We start from the raw sequence: 24,094 nt of genomic DNA on the forward strand, positions 1-24,094 counted from the left end.
CCTTCGGGCTGGGACGAGGCTCAGTTGCCCGTGAAGTTGCCGGGACGGCGTTCGAGGAACGCGGAGAGAGCCTCACGATGATCTTGGGTGTGGTGGGACAGTGCCTGCAAGGAGGCCGACAGTTCGAGCAGTGTGTCGAGGTCGACGCGCTGCCCTTCGCGGAGAAGCTTTTTCGTCATCCGCAGCGCGTTGGGCGGATTGACCGCCACCCGCTCGGCCAGTGCGCCTGCCGCAGCGAGGAGGTCTTCGGGTTCGACGACCTGGGAGACCATGCCCCACTCGAGGGCGGTCGCGGCGTCGACCCGGTCTCCGGTGAAAGCCATCTCCGCGGCCCGGGCAGCGCCGACCGCACGCGGCAGCAGCCACGCACCGCCGTCGCCGGGGATGATACCGAGTTTGACGAAGCTCTCGGCGAAGAACGCCTTCGTCGAAGCGATTCGCATGTCGCACATCATCGCGAGATCGCATCCGGCCCCGACGGCGGGGCCGTTGACCGCAGCGATGATCGGTACCTCGCAGTGGTACACGGCCTTGGGCAGTCGCTGGATACCGCGGCGGTAGCCCTCGCGGAGCGCGTACGGTGCGCCCGCGAACATTCCGGCGCGTTCGTCCATGTCTTTGACGTTGCCGCCGGCGGAGAACGCGGTCCCGGCACCGGTGAGGATCACGACGCGGGTGTCGATGTCCTTGTTGGCTTCGTCGACCAGACTCACGAGACGCTCGACGACGTCGTCTCCGGAGATCGGGTTACGAGCATCGGGGAGATTGAGCGTCCACGTGACGACATTTCCGTTGCGCTCGCTGAGTACGACGTCCTGCGCTGTCGTCATGTGGATTGTGGTCCTTCCGTCGCCGATGTGGCTCGAACCAGAGTTTTGGTCGAACGATCGTTAAACTACGGGCGGTGCGGGCGACTGTAAAGACTTGGGCGGCAAAAGGTCAGTCGGGAAGACTCATGCCCGATTCGGCAATTCGTATGCGCACCTCGTCGGGAAAGACGTTGCGGAACACGAACGGATCGCGCCCGAGAATCCACCCCGGTGCGAGCGCTGTCGCATAGCGCTCGAAATATCCCAGCTGCTTTCCGAACAGGACGAGTTCCTCGGGACTGGTGGTGTTCCATTTGCGGCCGAGGGACACGAGAGCACCGATCAGTTCGCTCAGCCGCAACTCCCCCATGTCCCTGCCGAGCAGCGGCCCGAAGGTCTCGGCCACCTGACGACCCACCTCCACGTCGTCGACATCGAGGTCGGCCGCGACACCGAGCGCCCGGATACTTCGCGCGGCCTCGGTGAAGTCGCCGTCGAGCAATGCCGCACGGAACAACGAGCGGAGCAGCATCCGCCACTGCTCGGGCAGTTCACCGACGATCCCGAAATCGAGCAGCGCGACCCGCCCGTCGTCGAGCAGCCACAGGTTTCCGGCGTGCACGTCACCGTGGAACGGGCCGTGGCACAGCACCGCTTCGATCCAGACCTTCACTCCGCGCCGCACCAGCAAAGCGGTGTCGATCCCGTCCTGCCCCGGAAGCACACGATCGAGCGGACGACCGCTGAGCCGCTCCATGCAGATCACGCGCGGACCACACCAGTCCCAGTACACCTCGGGAACGGTCACGAACGCGTTGTCGCCGAAGGCACCGATGTTGCGCCGGAACCGATCCTGCCGGTCCGCTTCGACCGTGGCGTTGAGCTCGGTCATGGTCGCGTTGTAGAGGTCGCGGATGATCGCGGGAGTGTTGGCGATCCGGAAGAATTCGAACACCTGCAGTAGCCGGGCACCCATGTAGGCGGCACGCAGGTCGACGAGCATGCGCCGGGCGATTCCGGGGCGCTGCACCTTCACCACGGCGCGGCGTCCGTCGCGCAACACGCATCCGTGCACCTGGGCGACAGAGGCCGCCGCGAGCGGAACATCCTCGAACGACGCGAACATCTCGTCGATCCGATGTCCGAGATCCGCTTCGATCACCGCGCGTGCTTCCGCGGAAGGAAACGTCGGGACGTCGTCGAGCATCCGCAGGCACGCATCCGCCAGGGCCACGGGAAACAATCCGGGCGACGAGGCGATGAGCTGACCGAGCTTCACGAAGGTGGGGCCGAGATGTTCGAACGCATCGACCGTGCCGTGCGCGGCAGCGAAGACGACGCCGTGGCCGCGGGGGCGCACCAGCCACCGCAGCACCGCCCACAACACGAATGTCACGAGAACCACGCCCACCACCACCGCGCGTCCGAGTTCGGCAAGCCCGAAACGGTCGAGCGGTGGGCTGTCGACGCGCAACGCGTCGGGTGACGGGCCGCCCGAACACGGTCCGACGGGACCGCGAACCGGTAGCTGCGTCGCCCCGACGTTCTCCTCCGATGCCTGGTCGCGCAGGGTGTGATCCTGCACCGCGTGCCCCCATCTCCCTCACCGACGCGCTCACCACGTCGCGGCTGTGAGCACGGTACCCGTAGAGAACCCCGGGAGCGAGGGGTCAGAGCAGTCACCGGCCGGCGCGCACGGGTGTTGCCTGTCGGTGGTCGCGACTACCCTTTGACGGGTAGTCGTTCGGGCCGACGATTCAGGGGTGGGTGCGGCATGGCAGAACAACTTCTCGACGATCTTTCCGGCGATGCGGGCAGTCAGACCGATTTCATGGGACTGGCGGAGCCCTTCCGTCGCGAGCTTCTCGCCCATTGCTACCGGATGAGCGGGTCGCTCCACGATGCGGAAGACCTCGTGCAGGAGACCTATCTCCGCGCGTGGCGGGGCTACGACAACTTCGGTGGCCGCTCGTCACTGCGCACGTGGCTCCATCGCATCGCGACCAATGTCTGCCTGACCGCGCTCGAAGGACGCAAACGCCGTCCTTTGCCTACCGGTCTCGGCGCACCCAGCTCCGACCCTGCCGACGATCTCGTGATCCGCCATGAGGTCCCGTGGCTCGAACCCATCCCCGGCACCTACACGGACGACGGTCGTTCCGACGACCCGTCCGACCCCGCGACGATCGTCGCATCACGCGATTCGATCAGACTGGCGTTCGTCGCGGCGCTACAGCATCTCTCCGCCCGGCAGCGCGCCGTGCTGCTGCTGCGCGACGTCCTGCAATGGCGCGCGGCCGAGGTCGCAGCAGCCCTCGATACGTCGACGGCAGCCGTGAACAGCCTGCTCCAGCGCGCTCGGGCGCAGCTCAAGGATGCGCAGGTGACCTCGGACGACGACTTGACCGAACCCGACAGCGCGGAAGCGAAAGCGCTGCTTGAGCGATGGGTCGAAGGTTTCGAGAAGTACGACATCGACTCGCTCGTCGACATGCTCACGAAGGACGCCATCTGGGAGATGCCGCCTTTCGACGGCTGGTACCAGGGTGCCGACGCCATCGTCCGGCTCATCAAGCTCAATTGCCCGGCGAAGGAGCCGGGCGACCAGGTCATGGTCCGCACGGTCGCAAACGGTCAGCCTGCATTCGGGCTGTACATGCGTGGTGAAGACGGACTGCATCGCCCTTTTCAGCTGCAGGTGCTCGACATCGTAGGCGGGAAGGTCGCGCACACCACGGCCTTCTTCGCCGATGACACCGACGCCCTGTTCGCCCGATTCGGATTGCCGGGGTTCCCGCCGGGCCTTCGCTGACGGCACGACTCGACACCGGCTACCCGCGAAGCGCGGCGATCGGTGCCCCTGATAGAGAAGGGGCATGATCACCGGCGCAGCACCCTTCCCTCTCGACAGGCCCACCTCGTTCACGGGCATAGCCCTGTCGATCGTCGGCGACAACGAGATAACGGTCTCCCAGCCCGTCGGCCCACAGTTTCTCGACCACCGTGGACAGACGACGATCGGTTCGGTCGGCGTGCTCACCGATGTGTCGGTGGGCGCAGCTGTCGCCGTCGCGCGCTTGAAGGCGACCGGTGAACGGCCGCAGACGGTGATGTCCCAGATCACGGTGTCCTCCGCGCACGCGTTCCCCACCGAAGGCTCTGTGTCGGGACGCGGACGAGGTGTGTACTTCGACGACACCACCGGACTCGCCGAAGCAACGATGTTCGACGACGACGGCAACCCGGTCATGCACCTGACCGGACGATCGATCGTGGTGGGCCGCGCGCCGTCCGACGATCTGCGTGCACCGGACACCACTCACCCGTCGGTCACCGACATCGAGCCCGAGGGCTGGGCCGACACGGGCGTGCTCGCGGAGCTGGGGGGTCTCGAGATCGTCGAAGAAATCGCGGCGGGGAGGGTACCGCGCGGCCCGCTCGCGGGGCTGCTGGGCATGACCCTGACCGACGTCCGGCACGGCACCGTGGACGGTGAGATCGTCCCGCTCGCGTGGATGGCGAATCCGATCGCTTCCATCCACGGCGGTGTGCTCATGTCGATGGCGGAGATCGTGTCCGGTCTGGCCGCGCAGACCCTCACCGGTGTCGGCGGGCGATACCGGATCCTCCAGATCAGCGCCGACTACCTGCGTTCCCCTGCCGCGCCCGGCCCGGCCGTGCAGCTCACGTCGGAGGTGACGCGTGCCGGTCGCCGCCTCGCCTCGATCGAGACGGTGCTCTCCGGTACGGACGGCACGGTCTATCTGCGTGCTCGCGCCAACGCCCAGTTGTTCCCCGGCGTGTAGCGCCCGCGCCACTTCCTCCCAGCTTCTGCACCATCAGATCACGCGGCTCGGCGCGCAGCGGTCACTGCTGCGGCGCCGAGCCGCGGAAACCGCCCGTCCGAGAGGGTGGTGAACGCGTTGCCCATCCGGTTGGTGACGAATGCGACCGACAACCCCGTGTCGGGGTCCGCGAAGGCACCGGAGCCACCGAAGCCGTAATGGCCGACGGATCGCAGCGGTTGTTGCCGCAGGGCGATCCACGCCGGGTGGTAACCGAGTCGCCAATTGGCCCGGATTCCGAGCACGTAGTCGCGACGCCGGGTCTGTACTTCGAGCAATTGGGCAACGGTGTCCTTCTCCAGCAGACGGACGTCGTCGATCATTCCTCCGCCTGCGATCGCCGCGTACATCCGAGCGAGCGCGCGGGCGGTGAAGACACCGTTCCAGCCGGGCATCACCGAATCGTGTGCTCGCGGGCTGCGCATCAACTCGTCGAAACCTTCAGCCATGCCCGCCTCGGCGAGTCCGCGCAGACCCGGCGTCCTGGCCAGCACGGCACCCGCGGTGGCCCAGGGCGCGGGCAGAAAGTTGACCTTCGGAAACACCCGCGCGATCCGGTGACGCTGGTCCTGGGGAACCCGGTACCAGAACTCGTCGACTCCGAGCGGGCCGGCGATCTCGGTGCGGACCAGTTCTTCGAACGAGGTGCCCGACGCGCGCGCGGCGATCTCCGCGACAAGGTTTCCGTAGGTCACCGCGTGATAACCGGGGCCGGTCGTGCGGCGGGGATCGGGGGGCGCTGCGGCGAGCGCGACAGCGACTGCCTCCGAATCGAGCAGGCCGAATCGTCCGGGCACGAGACCGCGTGCCTTGTGCAGACCTGCGCGATGGGACATCAATTCGCGCACGGTGATGGTGTCTTTGCCCGCGGCGGCGAACTCCGGCCAGTATTCCGCGACGGGACTGTCGTACTTCACAAGGCCCCGGTCGGCGAGCCGGTGGACGACCGTGCTGGCGACGCCCTTCCCGGTGGAGAAGGACAGGGCGACGGTATCGCGGTTCCAGCGCCGGTCACGCGCCGCCCACCCGGCCCAGATGTCGAGAACGCACTCGCCGTCCAGGTAACACGCCAGCGCTCCACCGCCCTGACCAGGTGAGAAGAACATCCGGAAGAACAGGTCCGCGACCGGCATGAACCGCGGATCGACCACCATCTGCGTGGCCGGTATTTCGTTCTGCGTCATGCCACCGAGCTCCTAGCGCTACCGTCCCGAACCACTGCTCTGCGCACGATGGTAGGAGCCTTACCCCACCGGCGTGGAGGTTCGCCGCGTCCGGGCGGCGCCTGCAACTCCCGCGGAATCGGTGTAAGGATGGACCACATGACCATCGCCCCACATTCGGAGATCCGCTCCGGCATCGACCTCGAATACGTCGACCAGCACGTTCGGCCGCAGGACGACCTGTTCGAGCACGTCAGCGGGCGGTGGCTCGCCGAACACGAGATTCCGGCCGACCGCGCTCTGGACGGTGCGTTCCGCACGCTCGCCGACAAAGCCGAAGCCGACGTCCGCTCGATCATCGAGGACGCCGCGGCGTCCGGCGGTGAACCCGGCACCGACGCCCAGAAGATCGGTGATCTGTTCGCGAGTTTCATGGATACCGACACCATCGAGGCTGCGGGCCTCGCTCCGATCTCCGGCGAACTCGCGGCCGTGGCCGGGGCACCCGACCGGAATGCCCTCGCGTCGGTGCTGGGTGCGTTGCAGCGGGTCGGTGTCAGCGGTGCGCTCCTGCACTACGTCGACACCGACTCGAAGAATTCGCAGCGCTACCTGATGCATGTGGCGCAGGGCGGGCTCGGTCTTCCGGACGAGTCGTACTACCGGGAGGAGCGTTACGCCGACATTCGTGGTTCGTACACCGAGCACATCGGCCGCATGTTCTCCCTCGCCGGCCTCGACCTCGATCCGGCGCGGGTGCTGGCGCTGGAGACCAAGCTCGCGGCCGGGCACTGGGACGTCGTCAAACGCCGCGACGCCGACCTGACGTACAACCTGGTCACCCTGGATTCGCTGATCGCCGACCGGCCGCAATTCGATTGGACGGGCTGGATCACCGCGACAGGCGCGAGTACCGAGCAGTGGGCGGAGGTCGTGGTCAGGCAGCCCAGCTTCCTCGACGTATTCGCGCAGGTGTGGGCCGACGAATCCCTCGAGGATTGGAAGGCGTGGGCGTCGTGGCGGGTGTTGCGGGCACGCGCGCCGTATCTCACCTCGGCGATCGTCGATGAGAACTTCGCGTTCTACGGACGTGAACTCACCGGCGCACAGGAGATTCGCGCTCGCTGGAAGCGAGGGGTGTCGCTGGTGCAGGACCTGCTCGGCGAGGCGGTCGGCAGGATCTACGTCGAGCGGCACTTTCCGGCCGAGGCGAAGACCCGGATGCAGGTGCTGGTCGAGAACCTCAAGGAGGCCTACCGCCAGAGCATCACCGGCCTCGAGTGGATGAGCCCGCAGACGCGCGAGGCGGCACTGCGCAAACTCGACAAGTTCACGCCCAAGGTCGGATACCCGGACAGGTGGCGCGACTACTCGGCGGTCACCGTCACCGCCGGCGACCTCGTCGGCAACTACCGCAGCGGATACGCCGCGGAGTACGACCGTGATCTCGCCAAGCTGGGAGGCCCGGTCGATCGCGACGAGTGGTTCATGACGCCGCAGACGGTGAACGCGTACTACAACCCCGGAATGAACGAGATCGTTTTCCCCGCAGCGATTCTCCAGCCGCCGTTCTTCGACCTCCACGCCGACGACGCCGCCAACTACGGTGGAATCGGCGCGGTGATCGGGCACGAGATCGGCCACGGATTCGACGACCAGGGCGCCAAGTACGACGGCGACGGGAACCTGGAGAACTGGTGGACCGATTCGGACCGTGAGGAATTCGGGAAGCGCACGGCACAACTCATCGCGCAGTACGACGATTTCGAGCCGAAGGCGCTGCCCGGGCATCACGTCAACGGAAGTTTCACGATCGGCGAGAACATCGGCGACCTCGGCGGCCTCTCCATTGCGTTGAAGGCGTACTCGATCGCCCTCGACGGCCGGCCGGCACCGGTAATCGACGGGCTCACCGGGTTGCAGCGGGTGTTCTTCGGCTGGGCCCAGGTGTGGCGCACCAAGGTTCGCGACGAGGAGGCTCTCCGTCGGCTTGCCGTCGATCCGCACTCGCCGCCGGAGTTCCGGTGCAACGGGGTCGTCCGGAACATCGACGAGTTCTACGAGGCGTTCGATGTGCGCGAGACCGACGCTCTGTACCTCGAACCGTCGGAGCGCGTGAAGATCTGGTGATCGATGCCGAACGCCCCCACATCCGGAAAGGACGTGGGGGCGTTCGTGGATTCAGGTCCTGGCTGTATCAGCCCAGGTGCGAGCCGGGCACCGGGACACCGCGCGCGTGGAACCACGGGATCGGGTCCGTCTTGACGCCGTTGGGCAGCCACACCTCGTAGTGGAGGTGCGGTCCGGTGGACTGGCCCCGGTTGCCCATCGTGGCGATGATCTCGCCGGCGCGCACGTGCTGACCGACCGTGACCAGCGACTGGTCGATGTGCCCGAACACGCCGATCGTGCCGTCGTCCTGCGCGATCCGCACCCACAGGCCGAAGCCCGTCGCCGGGCCGGATTCGATCACGACGCCGTCGGTGACGGAGACGATGGGAGTTCCGATCGAGTTGGCGATGTCGATGCCGTTGTGGTTGGTGCCCCAGCGTGCGCCGAAACCGGAGGTGAGCGTTCCCGCGGCAGGGAATGCCAGGGCGGGGCGCCGCGCCGCTTCTTCGCGAGCCAGCCGATCGGCTTCTTCCCGCGCGATGCGCTCGGCTTCCGCATGCATTGCGGCGATCTCGTCGGCGACGCGTTTCGCGTCGCGTTCTGCCGCGCGCTGCAACTTCCCGGCGTAGTCGGCCGATTCGAGCCCGGCGACTTTCAGTACCTGCGGTGCGGTGGACAGGACGGTCGCACCGGCGCCCGTCCACGCCGGACGGATTTCCATGCCGTCGGGTCCGTCTGCTGCGCTTGCAGCCGTGGTTCCGCCTGCCGTGACGGCACCGGTCACGATGACCACGGCCGCCCAGCGGCCGACACGTGCAGCCTTGGAGGGCCCGTGCGGTGCACGGGCACTGTGGTCGCGATGTTCCGATGTGTGTGACAAAGCAGAGATCCCTTTGGCTCGTCCCCCGATAACGAACTGATTACGACAGCATCACGATAACGCTGGAATCGGGGTTTTACGGCGTGGCGTCTTGACACGTTCGTTGCCAAAGGTGGTTCAGATTACGAATTCGGTATCTCTCGAGTCACAGGAACCTCACACGGTTCGCGAGGTCTCGGAAGTTTTCGGGGAAAAGTGACCGGAATCACGCAATGCGCGGTTTCAGCGACCCCGATTCATCACCTTCTCGGCTGCTTCCCAGTGGGCGTCGGCCACCCATAGTCGGGCGAAGGCGTCCACGGCCTCGGCGGGGGTCGCCCCGTTCATGACCCGTTTGATCGACGCCGACGACCCGTTGGCGAGCGATCGGCCGAGCGCACGCCACCCCTCGTCGAACGCCTCCCGGGGCAGAACGCGGTCGACGAGGCCGATGCGCTCGGCCTCCTCCGCGCGCAGAATCGTGCCGGCACCCGCCAGCATCAGGCCGCGCCCGCGACCCACCAGAGCGGCGAGCCGCTCGGCGCCTCCCCACGCAGGCATGATGGCGAGCGAGGACTGGTTGAAGCCGATCCTGATATCGGAAGCGGCGATCCGGATATCCGCGGCGACCGCGACCTCCGCTCCCCCGCCGAGCGCATGCCCGTTGAGTGCTGCAACGACGGGTGCCGGAAACTCGGCGATGCGATCGCAGATCGCGCGCATCCGGCGCGCCATGTCGGCGGCCTCCTCATGGGTCCGGAGCTTGGCCAGTTCCTTCAGATCACCGCCGGAGACGAATGCCTTGTCGCCGGCGCCCCGGATCACCAGCGCGCGCGCACCTGCCGCGGCGTCGAGCACCTTCTCGAGTTGATCCATGGTCTCGGGGGCTATCGCATTGCGAGCGTGGGGGCGATCGATCGTGACGATCGCCAGTCCGTCTTCGACTTCGAGGTCGACCATAGGTTTGTTCTCCGAATTGATATTGGAATTCTGGAATTTGGAGAATAACATGCTCGCATATGCCTCAGCCGACTCCGAAGCGCTGCGACGCAGGGCGGAGCGGTCTCACCCCTCTGACCTTGGAGCTCCCACGATGCGGCAGTTGCCCCCCGAATTGGTCGAACGCTACGAGAACGAAGGCTGGTGGACGCGCGACACGATCGGCGACATGCTGGCCCGCGGGTTGAAGGCCGCCCCCGACATCGAATTCCGGGTGCACTCCGAGGTACGGCCCTGGTCGGGGACCGTCGGAGACGTCGAAGTCGTCGCGCGACGCCTCGCGGCGGGCCTACGGCGACGCGGCGTCGGCGCGGGCGATGTGGTGGCGTTCCAGCTGCCGAACTGGATGGAGGCCGCGGCCGTCTTCTGGGCGACTTCCTTCCTCGGCGCGACGGTGGTGCCCATCGTGCACTTCTACGGACGCAAAGAACTCGGGTTCATCCTCCGCGAGGCATCCCCGAAGGTCTTCGTGTGTGCCGAGCGGTTCGGGTACACCGAATACCACCCCGACCTGTGCGCCGACATTCCGATCGTCGGTGTGGTCGGACGGGATTTCGACGACCTGCTCGACGACGAACCGTTCGAAGGTGTCCTGCCCACGGATCCCGCTGCGCCGGCGCTGCTGGCCTTCACGTCCGGCACGACGAGCGACCCCAAGGGTGTCGTGCACAGCCACCGGACCCTCGGGTTCGAGACCCGGCAACTCGTCGCTCGCTACCCTGCCGATCGCGGCACGCAGCTCACCGGCGCACCCGTCGGTCACTTCATCGGCATGGTCAACGCGTTTCTGATCCCTCTCCTCGACAACAGCCCCATCAACCTGCTCGACGTCTGGAACCCTGCCCGGGCGATCGAACTCATGGAGAGCGACGGCCTCGTAATCGGTGGTGGCGCGACGTATTTCATCACCAGCCTTCTCGATCACCCCGACTTCGACGAGTCCCGCCACCTGCAGTACATGAAGTACGCGGGCCTGGGCGGGTCGACCGTTCCCGCTGCGGTGACCCGCAGGCTCGACTCGCTCGGCATCACGGTCTTCCGGGCGTACGGGAGCACCGAGCATCCGTCGATCACGAGTTCGCTGGTCACCCACCCCGCCGACAAGCGCCTCTTCACCGACGGGTGCGTCTCGCCCGGAGTCGAGATCCGCCTGACCGAGGACGGCGAGATCCTCAGCCGCGGCCCGGACCTGTGCATGGGCTACACCGACCCCGAACTCACCGCCCGCATGTTCGACGAGGACGGGTGGTACCACACGGGCGACATCGGTGTGCTCGACGACGACGGCTTCCTGACCATCACCGACCGCAAGGCAGATTTCATCATCCGGGGTGGCGAGAACATCAGCGCTCTCGAGGTGGAAGAAATCCTGCTGACACTTCCGTCGGTCGCGGAGGCTGCGGTCGTCTCCGCCCCGGACGAGCGCCTGGGTGAGCACGCCGCGGCGGTTCTGAGGCTGCATCCGGGGCACGCGATGCCCACGCTCGACGAGGTGCGCGAACACTTCCGGGCGTCCGGTGTCGCGAAGCAAAAGTGGCCCGAGGAACTGCACGAAGTGACGGAGTTTCCCCGCACCGCGAGCGGCAAGATTCAGAAGTTCCGGGTGCGGGGGGATATTGCGGCCTCCCGCGGAAGAGAATAGTATTCTCACAACAGGAGAAGGAGGATCTATGTCACCGAAAGAATTGCCGTATCCGCTGTTCGATGCGGACAACCACCTGTACGAGACCGAGGAAGCCCTCACCAAGTTCCTGCCGGAGAAGTACAAGGGCGCCATCAAGTACGTGCAGGTCGACGGCCGCACGAAGATCGCGATCCGCAACCAGATCAGCGAGTACATCCCCAACCCCACCTTCGAGGTGGTCGCTCGTCCCGGAGCGATGGAGGACTACTTCAAGAACGGCAATCCCGAGGGCAAGAGCAAGCGGGAGATCTTCGGCAAGCCGATGAAGTCGATCGACGCCTTCCGTGAACCGGCCGCGCGTCTCGAGCTCATGGACGAACTCCAGATCGACCGCACCCTCATGTTTCCGACGTTGGCGAGCCTCGTCGAAGAGCGGATGCGCGACAACCCGGAGCTGATCCACGCCGTCGTCCACTCGCTCAACCAGTGGCTGTACGAGACCTGGGGCTTCAACTACAAGGACCGCATCTTCACCGTCCCTGTCATCAGCCTGCCCATCGTCGACAAGGCGATCGAAGAGCTGGAGTGGTGTGTCGAGCGCGGCGCCAAGGCGATCCTCGTCCGGCCGGCCCCCGTTCCGGGATTCAAGGGTCCGCGTTCGTTCGCACTTCCGGAGTTCGATCCGTTCTGGAAGCGCGTCGTCGAATTGGACGTCCTGGTCACCCAGCACTCGTCCGACAGCGGTTACGCCCGGTACAACCAGGAGTGGGACGGCACCGGCGACGAAATGCTGCCGTTCGTCACCAACGCATTCCGCATGGTCAGCGAATGGCGTCCGATCCAGGACGCCGTTGCATCCTGGGTGTGCCACGGCGCGTTGTTCCGCTTCCCCGAGCTGCGGATCGCGGTCATCGAGAACGGTGCCTCCTGGCTGCCGCACGTGCTGCAGACCCTCGGAGACACGTTCAAGAAGGCTCCCGAGGGCTTCGGCATGCAGGATCCCGTCGCGGCCGTCAAGAAGAGCATCTACGTCAGCCCCTTCTGGGAAGAGGACTTCAGCAAGCTGACGGCTCTCATCGGCGCCGACCACGTCCTCTTCGGCTCGGACTACCCCCACCCCGAGGGCCTGGCCGAACCGACCAGCTACATCGACCACATCCAGCATCTCCCGCTGGAGGATCAGAAGCTGGTCATGGGCGGCAACCTCGCGAGGCTGCTGAAGGTATGACCTGGCGGACCATCCCCGAGATGGTCCTCAGCACGGACGACCGCTTCGGCGATGCCGAAGCGGTCGTCGACGGGGACCTGCGGATCACCTTCACCGAACTCACCGAGCGCATCCGCCGGGCCGCCGGAGCCTTCGCAGCGGCCGGCGTCGGCAAGGGTGATCGGGCCGCGATCTGGGCCCCCAACTCCGCGGAGTGGATCGTGGCGGCGTTCGGACTGCTCGCTGCGGGCGGTGTCCTCGTCCCTGTCAACACGCGCTACCGGGAAGAAGAAGCCGGTGACATCATCCGTCGCAGCGGCGCCAAGCTGGTGCTGGTCGAGAACGGCTTTCTCGACACCGAGTTCCGCACTCCCGCAGGCATACCCACTTTCGATATCAAGTCGGACTTCCTGAGCAGTGGTAACCCCTTCGCCCGACGCTCTAGCGGCGACGACATCGCCGACATCATGTACACCTCCGGAACCACCGGTCGCCCAAAAGGCGTGATGATGAATCACAGCCAAACCCTCCGGATGTTCTCGGAGTGGTGCGATCTGGCCGATCTCCGCAAAGGCGACCGGTATCTGGTCGTCAACCCCTTCTTCCACATGTTCGGCTACAAAGCCGGACTCGTCGCCTCGATGATCCGGGGCGCCACCGTGTATCCCGTACCCGTCCTCGACGTCGACCGTGTTCTCGAAATCGTGGAGCGAGAACGGATCACGATGCTTCCTGGGCCACCGACGCTCTACCAGTCCCTCCTCGCAGCCCAGGGAACGCGCGATCTGTCGTCGTTGCGGGCAGCGGTCACCGGCTCGGCAGACATCCCGGTCGACCTCATCCGTCGTATCGCCGACGAACTGCCGTTCCGAACCATCATGACTGGATACGGGCTCAGCGAAGCCGGAACGGCGACCGCGTCCCGGCCGGGAGACACTTTCGAACAGATCGCGAAGACTGTCGGAACTCCTTGTGAGGGAATAGAAGTCCGCATCGCGGACGACAGCGAAGTGCTCATCCGGGGCTACAATGTCATGCAGGGTTACCTGGACGATCCGGACGCGACGGCAGAAGCCGTCGACACCGACGGCTGGTTGCACACCGGAGATCTCGGCAGCCTGGACGAAGACGGCCGCCTGAAGATCATCGGCCGCAAAAAGGACATGTTCATCGTCGGCGGTTTCAACGCATATCCCGCGGAAATCGAGGGGTTCATGCTCGAGCACCCGGCAGTCGACCAGGTTGCCGTGATCGGCATTCCGGATCGGCGCCTCGGGCAGGTCGGAAAGGCATTCGTCGTCTCGGCGAATCCCGTGCCGGTGGAGGAACTGCTCACGTGGAGCCGGCAACGAATGGCCGGGTTCAAGGCCCCGCGTGAGATCGAATACCTCGACGCCCTTCCGCTCAACGCGACCGGCAAGGTCGTGAAAGACCAATTGCGTTGATACACAACGTATCGACGACACCCACGATCGAAGGAGAGACGGCGCGATGACCGATGAAGCTGCGATACTTGCCTTCGCCGTTAAGTGGCGCCACTGGAACGGCGGACCCGACGAAGACATCTTCGTCACCTTCGGTATCTCCCCCGAGGACTATTTCCATCGTCTGCGCAGGCTTCTGACCAAGCATCGATGGAACCGGCTCGACCCACAGGTACTCACCGATCTCGTCCGCATCTGCGACGACCGTCTCAGCACTGTAGATATCCGGTCCGGTGGCGACCGGATCCGGCCACGGCACGTGTCGTCCGAGCATCCCCTCAGCAAGCTCTCTGCCTGACACCGACCGGTCGGGTTGGCGGCATCAGCCGACAACCCGATCGGTGGCCGCGGGGCGGGGCGCGGTATCGGGCTGCGACAGTACCGGTCCCGCGACGGGCGGGGTGCCGGGAACGCTCGGCTGCTCTCCGCGGATTCCCACCGTGGCGAGAGCCGCGAGGAGCGCCGAAGCTCCGCCGATCAGCATGCCGACGAGGAAGCCGTTCTCGGTGGGAATCAGATTACCGGCGAACGCGACGCTCATCTGAGCCAGAACGACGCCGGCCACCGCCGCAGAGACGGTACCCCCGAGTGATCTCAGCAAGGTGTTCACGCTGTTCGCCGAAGAGACTTCCGTGCGCGGTACGGCCCCCATGAGCAGAGTGGGAATTGCCCCGTACGCCAGCCCGATTCCCGCAGCGATGCTGCATGTGATCACCAGCAGGCCCCAGGTCGATCCCATCAGGACGACCGACGATCCGTACGCCACAGCCATCATCAGGCATCCCGTACACAGGGTGGTTCTAGGTCCTCGCAGTGTCGTGAGTCGCGCCCCCAATGGCGATATCGCCATCATCAGCAGCCCGGCCGGAGCGCACCAGAGTCCCATGACGATCATCGACTGACCCAGTCCGTAGCCCGTCGATTCGGGTAGCAGCCGGATCTGCGGAACGAGCAACGCCTGGAAGTACATCGAGAACCCGATCAGGATCGTGACGATGTTGGTCACCAGCACACGATTGCCCATGGCCACCCGGAGGTCGACCAACGGGCTTCCGGTGCGAAGTTCCCATCTACCCCAGCCGAGAAAGACGACGAGCGACACGACGAACAGTGTCACGGTCGTAACGGCGGTCCAACCCCAGTCGCCACCTTTGGACACCGCGAGCAGCAGGCACACCAGCGCCACCGCGAGTCCGACCGCTCCGAAGCCGTCGAACCGTCCCCGGGTTTCCCGGACGGGCGCCTCACGCACGAACCACGCTATGAGCAGAGTCATTACGACGCTGAGGATTCCGACTCCCCAGAACAGCATCCGCCAGCTCGTCGTCTGCGCGACGATCGCTGCGACCGGCAGGCCGAGCGCTCCCCCGATTCCCAGCGAGGAACTCATGAGTGCGATCGCCGATCCGAGCCGCTCCGGTGGGACGAGGGAACGGAGAGCGCTGATCCCGAGGGGCACGATGCCGAATCCGGCGCCTTGCAGTGCACGTCCGATCAGCATGGGCCAGAGCGACGACGACATCGCACACACGAAGGAGCCCACGATGAGCGGGATCGTGCACAGCAGCAGTATCCGGCGCGCACCGTACATGTCGCCGAGCCTGCCGGTCACCGGTGTGGCGACCGCTCCCGCAAGCAGGGTCACGGTCACCACCCAGGATGCGTTCGCGGGACTCGTTCCGAGAATGGCCGGAAGCTCGCCGAGCAGTGGAATGACGAGCGTGGACATGAGAGTCGTGACGATTCCGGCGAACACCAGCACCCAGATCGTGCGGCCGGCCCGGTCTTCGGGCAGCCGGATACCTTCAGACGGCGCGGTCATGCATCGGCATCCACGAGGGCGTTCTCCGCGTCGTCGAGGAGATTCTTGCGTCCGGTGACCGACGGGATCGGGAAGTGACACGCCGCGAACTGTCCCGGCCGCACTTCACGCATCTCCGGTTCTTCCTCGGCACAGCGGTCCTCAGCACGCGGGCAACGGGTCCGGAAACGGCACCCGGTCGGCGGCGCGAGAGGCGACGGTACGTCTCCCGCCAAAGCCGGCCCGGCGAACGCCTTCTCGGGATCGGTCAAGGGCACCGAATCGAGAAGGGCCCGCGTGTAGGGGTGGGCAGGGTCGTCGTATACCTCGATCGAATCCCCGAACTCGCAGACCTTGCCGAGGTACATCACCATGACGTTGTCGCTGACCGTCCGCACGACTCCCAGGTCGTGCGCGATGAACACGACCGTCAGGTCGAACTTCTTCTTCAGTTCCTCGATGAGGTTGAGGATCTGCGCCTGCACCGAGACGTCCAGTGCCGACACCGGTTCGTCACAGATGAGCAGCCGCGGTTCGAGGGCGAGTGCTCGCGCGATCGCCACACGCTGCGCCTGACCACCGGACAGCTGCCGCGGAAGCACATTCGCGAACCGGTCCCCGGAGAGACCGACCTGTTCGAGCACCGACGCCGACGCCGCCTCACGCGACTCGGACGAGGCCCGTGCGATGGCCATCCCCTCGACGACGATGTCCTTGACGGCGCGCCGTGGATTCAGTGAGGACACCGGATCCTGGAAGATCATCTGCATGTCCCGGCGGAGCGAGCGCATCCGCTTTTCGCTCGCACCCTCGATCCATTCCTCGCCGAAGCGGATGCGTCCGGAGGTCACGCGGTCGAGACGCAGAACCGCGCGACCCGTCGTGGACTTGCCACAGCCGGATTCACCGACGATGCCCAGCGTCTCACCGGGCAGCACGTCGAAACTGATCTTCGACACAGCCTGCACTGTGCCGGCGTCGGTGGGGTATTCGACCACGAGGTCCTGAACGCTGAGCAGAGCGTCGTCGCCCCGCAGATGAGCGGCACCACTACCCGCCATGGGATTCACCTCCGGATACAGCGGCCACCGCCGGGACGACGGGACGCAGACATGCCACCTCGTGATCGGTACCGACCGTCTCGAGAGCGATGGGCGACGCGGTGCACCGGTCTTCCGCGTGGGTGCAGCGAGGCGCGAACCGGCATCCCGGTGGCGGATCCGTCGGGTCGGGAAGCGATCCTTCGATCAGCCGCAACGGTGCGTGCCGCTCGTGGTCGATCGTCGGAGTGGCTCCGAGCAAAGCGTGGGTGTAACGATGCATCGGAGCGTCGAACACCTCACGGGTGGAACCGACCTCGGCGAGCCGCCCGGCATACATCACCGCCACGCGGTCCGTGCGTCCCGCGACGACCGCGAGGTCGTGACTGATGAGCATCATCGACATGTTCCGGTCGCGTTGCACACGCCGGAGCAGATCGAGGATCTGCCGCTGCACAGTCACGTCCAGTGCGGTCGTGGGCTCGTCGGCGATGAGCAGGTCCGGTTCACACGCCAGAGCGATCGCGAGCATCACGCGCTGGCGCATGCCACCGGACATCTCGTGCGGATAGTTGCCCAGCCGGCGTTCCGGGTCCGGCACACCGACTTCCTCGAGAAGCTTCAACGCGCGGGTTCGTGCCTCCGACCTGCTCACCCCGAGGTGCCTGCGCATCCCTTCGGTGAGTTGCCGCTCGACCTTGACCACCGGATTGAGCGACCGCCCCGGGTCCTGGAAGACCATGGCGATCTGGTTTCCCCAGATCTCCAGTTTCTCCTTCTTCGTCAGGGAGAGGAGATCTCGGCCCCTGAATGTCACCTCCCCGGAACGGCCCGAGCGCGGCGGCATGAGCCCCATGATCGCCCGGGCCATCACCGATTTGCCGGAGCCGGACTCGCCGACGATACCCAGCGCCTGTCCGGAATCGAGGTCGAGCGACACGTCGTCGACTGCACGGACGGTGCCACGCGGTGTGCCGATGTAGGCACGTAGATTTCTCACTTCGAGAAGCGGCTGAGCATTCACGGCGAGCCGGCCCTTTCCTCGTGTCGGCTAGTTACTGATCCAGAGCTCTTCGGGAAGAGGAGACCCGAGTGTGTAAATCTGTGCGCCGTGCAGGTTCTTGCCGAAGACCACCGAGGGCAACGCCCGGACGTACCAGAGACCCACCACGGTGTCGGCGATGATCCGCTGCGCCTCGTCGTAGGCTGCCTTACGTTCCTCGATGGTCTGCCCGAACCGTCCCCGCTCGAGTGCCCCGTCGAGATCGGGGTTGTCGACACCCATGAAGTTTCCGGACGACTGCGAATCGAACCCGATCGTCAGTGCATAGTCGGGATCCTGGGTGATCGAGGACGAGACCAGCATGTCGAAGTCGCGTGCACCCGCGCGGGCGGTCACCGCGGGAAAATCGGCCACCTCGACGTTCATCTGCACATTCTTGAATGCACTCAGCTGGGCCTGGATGGCCTCACCGAGGACGCGGCTCTCGGTCGTCGGGTAGGACAGGAAGGTGAACGAAACCGGCTTGCCCTCCGCAGCCAGCTCGTCGAACAGACGCTGCGCTTCCGCGGCATCCGTCGTGCTCAAGGGGATGTCGGCGTAGTACGGGGAACCCTCGGGGAACAGGGTCTTGGGGACCTCACCCTCACCGTTGTAGACCACGGTGTTCACAGCATCGAGATCGACCGCGAGCGACACCGCGCGACGTGCCCGCACGTCGTCGAACGGCGCACGACGCTGGTTCATCCCCGCGAACTGGCCGCCACCGGTGGATGCGACGAGGTATTGCAGGCCGGCAGCTTCTGCCTTGTTGATGTTCGTCCAGCTCGTCTCGGTGGTCAGATCGGCCCCGCCGGTGATCATCGTGTTGGAACGCTGGTTGGCGTCGGCCACCGTGCGGATTACGAGCTTGTCGAGATAGGGCTTCGGCGCGTCCCAGTACTGGGGGTTCTTTTCGAGTTCGACCGAATCCTGACGAGTCCAGTTCACGAGCTTGAAAGGTCCGGCTCCGACGGGGTTCTGGTCGAAAGCCTGACTCCCCTGCTCGAGTGCGGCCGGCGACGCGATCCAGTTGAGCGCGCCGGCGACGATCGCCTGTCCGAACTGGGGGTTCGGCTTGACCATCGTCACACGCATCGTCGACGGGTCGACGACCTCGGTCGATTCGATCTGCACGGCCTGGCGGATCGTCGTAGATCCGAGTGCCGGGTCCTTGAGCCGGTCCCAGTTGTACTTCACGGCCGCGGCGTCGAGGGGGCTTCCGTCACTGAACACCAGACCGGGTCGCACGCCCAGCGTGAAGGTCTTTCCACCGTCTTCGGTCGAGAAGTCGGTTGCCATCTTGTATTCGAGTTCGAGCGTGTCGTTGGTGGTGATCATCAACGTGCCGTAGAGAGCATTGCCCAGGGTGGGCTGGTGTGCCCAGGTGTTGGACAGCGCGGCGGGGTCGAGCGAACGCGGTTCACCCATCTGCAGGATGCGTGCAGTGCCACCGGCAACGGGATCGCCCGCTTCCACCGTGCTCTGGGCGGCAGTGGCGCCGGAAGCGGTATCTCCGGACCCGCATGCCCCCAGTACGAGCACGGTGGAACAGGCCACCGCGAGGGTGGTCAACAGACGTGTGTGTCGGATCATTCTCGACCTCTCATTGAAAAATGTTCGATTACAACCGGTTCGAGGCCCACTCAGTCGTGCAGCGTCCGGTCGTACTTGGTGCGAAGGTGATCGCCGACTTGATTGAGCGCGAACACCGTGAAAAAGATGACGAGTGCCGGTACGAACACCAGATGGGGTGACGTGGCGATGGCATCCTTGCCGTCGTTGATCATGCCGCCCCAGCTGGGCTGTGGCGGCGGTATACCGAGGCCGAGGAAGCTCAGCGAACCTTCGGCCACGATCAGTGCCGCGATCACGATGGGCATGTACGAGGCCAGCGGGGCGAGGACGTTCGGCATGATCTCCCGGAACAGAATGCGCCCGTCGCCTGCACCCATGTTCTTTGCTGCCCTGACGAATTCGCGAGACGACCAGGCCAGGGTGTTGGCTCGGGAGAGCCGGATGAACGACGGGATCGCGAGCAACCCGAGTCCGAAGAGCATGGTCTGGACGCTCGGTGTCAGGATCGAGGCGAGGGCGAGGAGCAGGATCAGCGGCGGGAACGCGAGCATGGCGTCGGCCACGAGCGAGATCACGGCGTCGACGCGCTTGCCGAAGTATCCGCCGATCATCCCGAACAACGAGCCGACGACGAAGCCGACGGTGCCGGCGACGGCACCGATGACCAGCGACACCTGGGCGCCGTAGACCACTCGCGACAACAGCGAACGTCCGAGAGTATCGGTTCCCAGAATCGTGTCCAGTGAACCGAATCCGGGTGGCGTGCGCGGCGCGCCGATGGGGACGTTGTAGGGGGCTAGGGGCAGCAGCCCCGCGAATACGGCCGCACCGATGATGATCACCAGCCAGGCAATGGACAGGTAGACCAGGACGGAACGGGTCTTCTTGACCGCAGGGACTACGGGAAGGGTGACGACGGCGTCCGCGGGACGTCCGTCCTCCTCCTTCTTCTCCAACGCGACCTGGGTCATGCTCCGACCACCTTCCTGACCCGCGGGTCGATCACTTGGTAGCTGAGGTCGACGAGGGTGTTGATGCCCACGTAGACCACCGCGATGAAGACGACGATGCCCTGGACCATGATCACGTCGCGTGAGGTGATCGACGACGCGACGAGCTGCCCGAGACCTGGTAGCCCGAAGAGTGTTTCGACGATCACGGTTCCGCCGATGAGGCGGCCGAGGTTGATGCCGGCGACGGTGATCAGCGAGAAGGACGAAGGACGCAACGCGTGCCGGAACATCACGTACCAGGACGGCATGCCCTTGGCTCTGGCGGCGGCCACGAAGTCCTCACGGAGCGTGCCGATGAGGTCGGTGCGGAGCAGACGATGGAATGCCGCGATCTCGGTGAGTGCGATCGCCAGCGCCGGAAGCAGGGCGCCACGCAGATTCTCGCCCAGCCCTTCACCGATACGGGACCAGCCCATCACCGGAAAGATGTTGAGCTGGATCGCGAGGAAGTAGATGAGCACCGGGCCGGCGATGAAGGCCGGCACGGACAGGAAAACCGCCGACAGCGCGTTCATTCCGCGGTCGACCTTGCTGCCGGGCCGCGAGGCGGAGACGACTCCCATGATGAGCGCGATGGTGAGCGCGATGATCAGGCCCATGGCGGCGAGTTGCAGGGTGACCGGGAGACGCTCCGCGATCGCTTCGCTCACCGACTGTCCCGTCAGGGGGGATGTTCCGAGATCTCCGCGTACCGCGTCACCCAGCCAGCCCGTGTACTGCGCCCAGAAGGGTTGGTCGAGGCCGAGTTCGGCATCCATGGCGGCGACGGCTTCCGGAGTTGCGTTCTCGCCCAGGATGACCTGCGCGACGGACCCCGGAGCGAGACCGAGCAGGGCGACGACCGCGATCGTCACCAGAAGGACGACCAGCAGGCTGCGGCCCACTTTCTTCGAAACCGTGAGAATCATCCACACTCAACTTTCATCGTGCTACCGGAGCCGCAGGACACGGCACACAGAACAAGACCCGCCCGAGCACTTCATGTGATGACCCACACATTAAGTCTTGTTTGTTAGCACTGCAATACGGATTCACGAAAAAGGCGAATGGGATGCAAAGAATACAGAACGGCAATCTTGCAGTGCTGCAACATCTTTGGAGGCTGGGTCCAGACATGCGGAAAGCCCGCACCCCGTAGGGCGCGGGCTTTCCGCATGTCGGAGTCAGCGGGCGGCGGGCCCCTCCAGAATGGTCACGCCTGCCACCGCGGTCGGTCCCCCGACGTTGTGTGCGAGCCCGATTCGTGCGCCGTCGACCTGATTGACGGCGTCTCCCCGCAACTGCTCGAAGAGTTCGACGCACTGCGCCACACCGGACGCTCCGGGTGGGTGTCCTTTCGTATTGAGGCCACCGCTGGGGTTCACCGGAAGCGATCCCCCGATCTCGGTCGCTCCGGACTCGAGCAGCTTGAACGCTTCGAACTTCTCGGCGAAGCCGAGATCTTCGTAACTCATGAGCTCGATGCCGGTGAAGTAGTCGTGTATCTCCGCGACGTCCACGTCCGCCGGACCCAGTCCGGCAGCCCGGAACGCCTGCTGAGCGGCACGCCGAGTCGCCGGAAGAGTGGTGAGATCCTTTTTGTGCTGGTGCATCACGGAATCGAGGCCGAGTCCGGTACCGCGGATCCATACCGGCCGGTCCGTGAAGCGATCGACGACATCGTCCGCGACGAGGACGAGCGCGGCAGCACCGTCGCTCTGGGGTGCACAGTCGTAAACCCCGAACGGCGTGACGGTGGTTTCCGCGGCGAGCACTTCTTCCACCGTCAGTTCGAAACGCCGGCAGGCCTTCGGGTTGGTCATTCCGTTGCGATGGTTCTTCACCGCCACCATCGCCATGTGCTCACGAGTGGCGGGGGACTCGTACAGGTAACGCCGGACATGGAGTGCGAAGCCCGCTTGAGCAAGACCCAGCGGGTAATCCCACGCCATGTCCCGGGTCATCGACTCCCATTCCCACAACATGCCCTTCGACGCCGTCTCACGGATCTTGTCGGCACCCATGACGAGGGCGACGTCGTACGCTCCCGACGCGATCGCGAACATCGCGTTGCGGATCGTGTCGTGACCGGTGGCACAGGAGTTCTCGACGCGCGTCACCGGAAGTTCCGGCAGTCCGAGCGTGTCCGCCAGGATGCCGGACGGAAATCCGTCGGCGGTGCCCATCGACCCGAACCACGCGGCCTGTAAGTCGGACTTGTCGATCCCCTTGTCCACGCTCGCGGCACATTCGGAGTAGGCCATCGGGAGCAGGTCCCGCATGCCCAGCGCAAAATGCTCGGCGAACGGGGTCATTCCTGCGCCGACGATTGCGACGTTTCTCATGCCGCCTCCTCCGCATCCGTACCGACATCATCGGGCTCGAATGCATAGCCGTAATCCGGGACGCCCGACCGCACAGCGACCCGGCGCAACACCAGCCTGCCGCGGTCGCCGATGTCGGCCGTGCCGGCCTCGGCGCCGGTAACTCGCACCAGTGCACGGACTCCGACGTCGTCGAGTTCGACGACGACCAGCGAATAGGGCGTGCTCAGACCCGGAACCGGCGTGTGCACGGTGACCTCGGTGTACACCGTCCCGGTCCGGGGAAGATCGACGAGCATATATCCGGTATTCAGCGTTCCGTCGGCGTCGACGCGGTAGCGGGGTGGAAAGTCGAGAGTCTCGCTGTCCGCGAAACGCCCGGCCTCCCAGCGCACTTTCGCCTCGAAAGCCCGTTCGTACGCAGCCAGGGAGATCGGAATCTCCCCTTCCGGGGTACTGATGGAGGCCGGTCTCGGCCGCGGCGGCCGCTCCCGCCGATGCACATGTACCGCCCCGTCGGCGACCGTCAGCCCGGACAGGCTCGCCTGCTCCACTCCGACCAGTGGCCCGGTGATGCCGGCTTCGGCCATGGTCGCGAGGGCGAACAGACCCGAACTCGCCCCCGTGGTGGGCAGGTCCAATTTCCGCGTCGCCGCCAGACGGCCGGTCTCGGACGGCGCCACCCCGGCCACGATCGCGGGGGACTCCACCCATGCCGTCGACAGTGAGGCGAGGTAACCGCGCTTCGCGAGCAGCCTAGGATCGCCGTAGTCGTGGATGTCGCCGGACGCACTCCGTGTCCGCACGGGCAGGCTGCGCGAGACCCGGGCAGCCGTGCGAACCTGCAGACCGCGATCGGACGTGAGTACCGCTGCCGCACCGGCAGGTTCGATATCGACCCCGATCACGAGCGTGCGAGGTCGAGCCGACCCGAGGGCGTCGAGTGCAGCCGGTGCGCCACCGAGACGCTCTGTCACCTCGAGTTCGGGATCGAGGCCGAGCCCCGCGAGCAGTACCGCCGCATTGCTGCTCTCCGTCAGCGGCAGGTCACGGCTCACGAGGACGACGTACTCGACCGGTCCACCCGCTTCGAGCGCGGCACGGCCGGCCTCGACGGCGAGGGTGACGGCATCCTCGTCGTCACCGGCAACTCTGCACTCCGGTGTTCCCCAGCAGGGCAGATACGTTCCGATCGAAGCGATGTACGGCATGGCCCCT

20 protein-coding genes are annotated in these 24,094 nt (G+C 65.6%); 7 read left to right on the top strand and 13 right to left on the bottom strand.

What is annotated here, in order from left to right; translation table 11 throughout:
* Positions 1 to 20 precede the first annotated feature (20 nt).
* Together RDCOP1_RS18220 and RDCOP1_RS18225 are read right to left on the bottom strand one after the other, a co-directional pair.
* Positions 21 to 830: a crotonase/enoyl-CoA hydratase family protein gene (locus RDCOP1_RS18220; protein WP_072703566.1), complete on the bottom strand. Its 810-nt coding sequence runs from the start codon at positions 828 to 830 to the stop codon at positions 21 to 23.
* Between the two features lie 109 nt (positions 831 to 939).
* Positions 940 to 2,379, bottom strand: a complete 1,440-nt coding sequence (locus tag RDCOP1_RS18225; RefSeq protein ID WP_072703867.1) for an ABC1 kinase family protein — start codon at positions 2,377 to 2,379, stop codon at positions 940 to 942.
* 204 nt (positions 2,380 to 2,583) lie between these two features.
* On the opposite strand from RDCOP1_RS18225, the gene RDCOP1_RS18230 reads away from it, so the two are divergent.
* Positions 2,584 to 3,621, top strand: coding sequence for a sigma-70 family RNA polymerase sigma factor (locus RDCOP1_RS18230; RefSeq protein WP_072703569.1), 1,038 nt, complete (start codon positions 2,584 to 2,586; stop codon positions 3,619 to 3,621).
* A 64-nt stretch (positions 3,622 to 3,685) separates the two neighbouring features.
* On the top strand, positions 3,686 to 4,615 hold the full coding sequence (locus tag RDCOP1_RS18235; protein WP_072703573.1) for a PaaI family thioesterase: 930 nt from the start codon (positions 3,686 to 3,688) through the stop codon (positions 4,613 to 4,615).
* Positions 4,616 to 4,653: 38 nt separating this feature from the next.
* Here RDCOP1_RS18235 and RDCOP1_RS18240 read toward each other — a convergent pair whose 3' ends face one another.
* Positions 4,654 to 5,838 (bottom strand): serine hydrolase domain-containing protein, encoded by a 1,185-nt coding sequence (locus RDCOP1_RS18240; protein WP_072703577.1) that lies wholly within the window; start codon positions 5,836 to 5,838, stop codon positions 4,654 to 4,656.
* A 138-nt stretch (positions 5,839 to 5,976) separates the two neighbouring features.
* Between RDCOP1_RS18240 and RDCOP1_RS18245 the strand changes: the two genes are divergently transcribed.
* Complete coding sequence (locus RDCOP1_RS18245; RefSeq protein ID WP_072703870.1) at positions 5,977 to 7,947, top strand: M13 family metallopeptidase; 1,971 nt, start codon at positions 5,977 to 5,979, stop codon at positions 7,945 to 7,947.
* Between the two features lie 67 nt (positions 7,948 to 8,014).
* On the opposite strand, the gene RDCOP1_RS18250 is transcribed toward RDCOP1_RS18245, so the two are convergent.
* Complete coding sequence (locus RDCOP1_RS18250) at positions 8,015 to 8,722, bottom strand: M23 family metallopeptidase (protein WP_072703581.1); 708 nt, start codon at positions 8,720 to 8,722, stop codon at positions 8,015 to 8,017.
* Between the two features lie 309 nt (positions 8,723 to 9,031).
* The gene (locus RDCOP1_RS18255) at positions 9,032 to 9,748 is read right to left on the bottom strand and encodes an enoyl-CoA hydratase/isomerase family protein (protein WP_072703584.1); all 717 of its coding nucleotides are present in this window, start codon (positions 9,746 to 9,748) and stop codon (positions 9,032 to 9,034) included.
* A 133-nt stretch (positions 9,749 to 9,881) separates the two neighbouring features.
* On the opposite strand from RDCOP1_RS18255, the gene RDCOP1_RS18260 reads away from it, so the two are divergent.
* From RDCOP1_RS18260 to RDCOP1_RS18275, 4 genes are read left to right on the top strand one after another with little or no spacing between them, the layout of a single operon-like run.
* Positions 9,882 to 11,429, top strand: a complete 1,548-nt coding sequence (locus RDCOP1_RS18260) for an AMP-binding protein (protein WP_072703587.1) — start codon at positions 9,882 to 9,884, stop codon at positions 11,427 to 11,429.
* 28 nt (positions 11,430 to 11,457) lie between these two features.
* Positions 11,458 to 12,639 (top strand): amidohydrolase family protein, encoded by a 1,182-nt coding sequence (locus tag RDCOP1_RS18265; protein WP_072703590.1) that lies wholly within the window; start codon positions 11,458 to 11,460, stop codon positions 12,637 to 12,639.
* Positions 12,636 to 14,063: a FadD3 family acyl-CoA ligase gene (locus RDCOP1_RS18270; protein ID WP_072703593.1), complete on the top strand. Its 1,428-nt coding sequence runs from the start codon at positions 12,636 to 12,638 to the stop codon at positions 14,061 to 14,063. Before RDCOP1_RS18265 ends, RDCOP1_RS18270 begins: the two co-directional genes overlap by 4 nt.
* A gap of 46 nt (positions 14,064 to 14,109) precedes the next feature.
* Positions 14,110 to 14,400 (top strand): DUF3263 domain-containing protein, encoded by a 291-nt coding sequence (locus tag RDCOP1_RS18275; protein ID WP_072703596.1) that lies wholly within the window; start codon positions 14,110 to 14,112, stop codon positions 14,398 to 14,400.
* Positions 14,401 to 14,424: 24 nt separating this feature from the next.
* Here the strand turns inward: RDCOP1_RS18275 and RDCOP1_RS18280 are convergent, their stop codons facing one another.
* The 8 genes from RDCOP1_RS18280 to RDCOP1_RS18315 form a co-directional block, all read right to left on the bottom strand.
* Positions 14,425 to 15,924, bottom strand: a complete 1,500-nt coding sequence (locus RDCOP1_RS18280; protein ID WP_072703599.1) for an MFS transporter — start codon at positions 15,922 to 15,924, stop codon at positions 14,425 to 14,427.
* Positions 15,921 to 16,964 (bottom strand): ABC transporter ATP-binding protein, encoded by a 1,044-nt coding sequence (locus RDCOP1_RS18285; RefSeq protein WP_072703602.1) that lies wholly within the window; start codon positions 16,962 to 16,964, stop codon positions 15,921 to 15,923. Before RDCOP1_RS18285 ends, RDCOP1_RS18280 begins: the two co-directional genes overlap by 4 nt.
* A complete protein-coding gene (locus RDCOP1_RS18290) occupies positions 16,954 to 17,967 on the bottom strand; it encodes an ABC transporter ATP-binding protein (RefSeq protein WP_072703605.1) in 1,014 nt (337 codons plus the stop codon). Before RDCOP1_RS18290 ends, RDCOP1_RS18285 begins: the two co-directional genes overlap by 11 nt.
* Positions 17,968 to 17,994: 27 nt before the next feature.
* The gene (locus RDCOP1_RS18295; protein WP_072703607.1) at positions 17,995 to 19,578 is read right to left on the bottom strand and encodes an ABC transporter substrate-binding protein; all 1,584 of its coding nucleotides are present in this window, start codon (positions 19,576 to 19,578) and stop codon (positions 17,995 to 17,997) included.
* A 50-nt stretch (positions 19,579 to 19,628) separates the two neighbouring features.
* Entirely contained in the window at positions 19,629 to 20,531 is a 903-nt protein-coding gene (locus tag RDCOP1_RS18300) for an ABC transporter permease (RefSeq protein ID WP_072703610.1), read from the bottom strand.
* On the bottom strand, positions 20,528 to 21,481 hold the full coding sequence (locus tag RDCOP1_RS18305) for an ABC transporter permease (RefSeq protein WP_072703613.1): 954 nt from the start codon (positions 21,479 to 21,481) through the stop codon (positions 20,528 to 20,530). Before RDCOP1_RS18305 ends, RDCOP1_RS18300 begins: the two co-directional genes overlap by 4 nt.
* Positions 21,482 to 21,736: 255 nt before the next feature.
* Positions 21,737 to 22,897 (bottom strand): thiolase C-terminal domain-containing protein, encoded by a 1,161-nt coding sequence (locus tag RDCOP1_RS18310; protein WP_072703616.1) that lies wholly within the window; start codon positions 22,895 to 22,897, stop codon positions 21,737 to 21,739.
* Positions 22,894 to 24,087 (bottom strand): OB-fold domain-containing protein, encoded by a 1,194-nt coding sequence (locus RDCOP1_RS18315; protein ID WP_072703619.1) that lies wholly within the window; start codon positions 24,085 to 24,087, stop codon positions 22,894 to 22,896. The genes RDCOP1_RS18310 and RDCOP1_RS18315 overlap by 4 nt, the downstream gene beginning before the upstream one ends.
* Positions 24,088 to 24,094 lie beyond the last annotated feature (7 nt).

The organism is Rhodococcus coprophilus NBRC 100603, assembly GCF_001895045.1.
Classification (GTDB): Bacteria; Actinomycetota; Actinomycetes; order Mycobacteriales; family Mycobacteriaceae; genus Rhodococcus; species Rhodococcus coprophilus.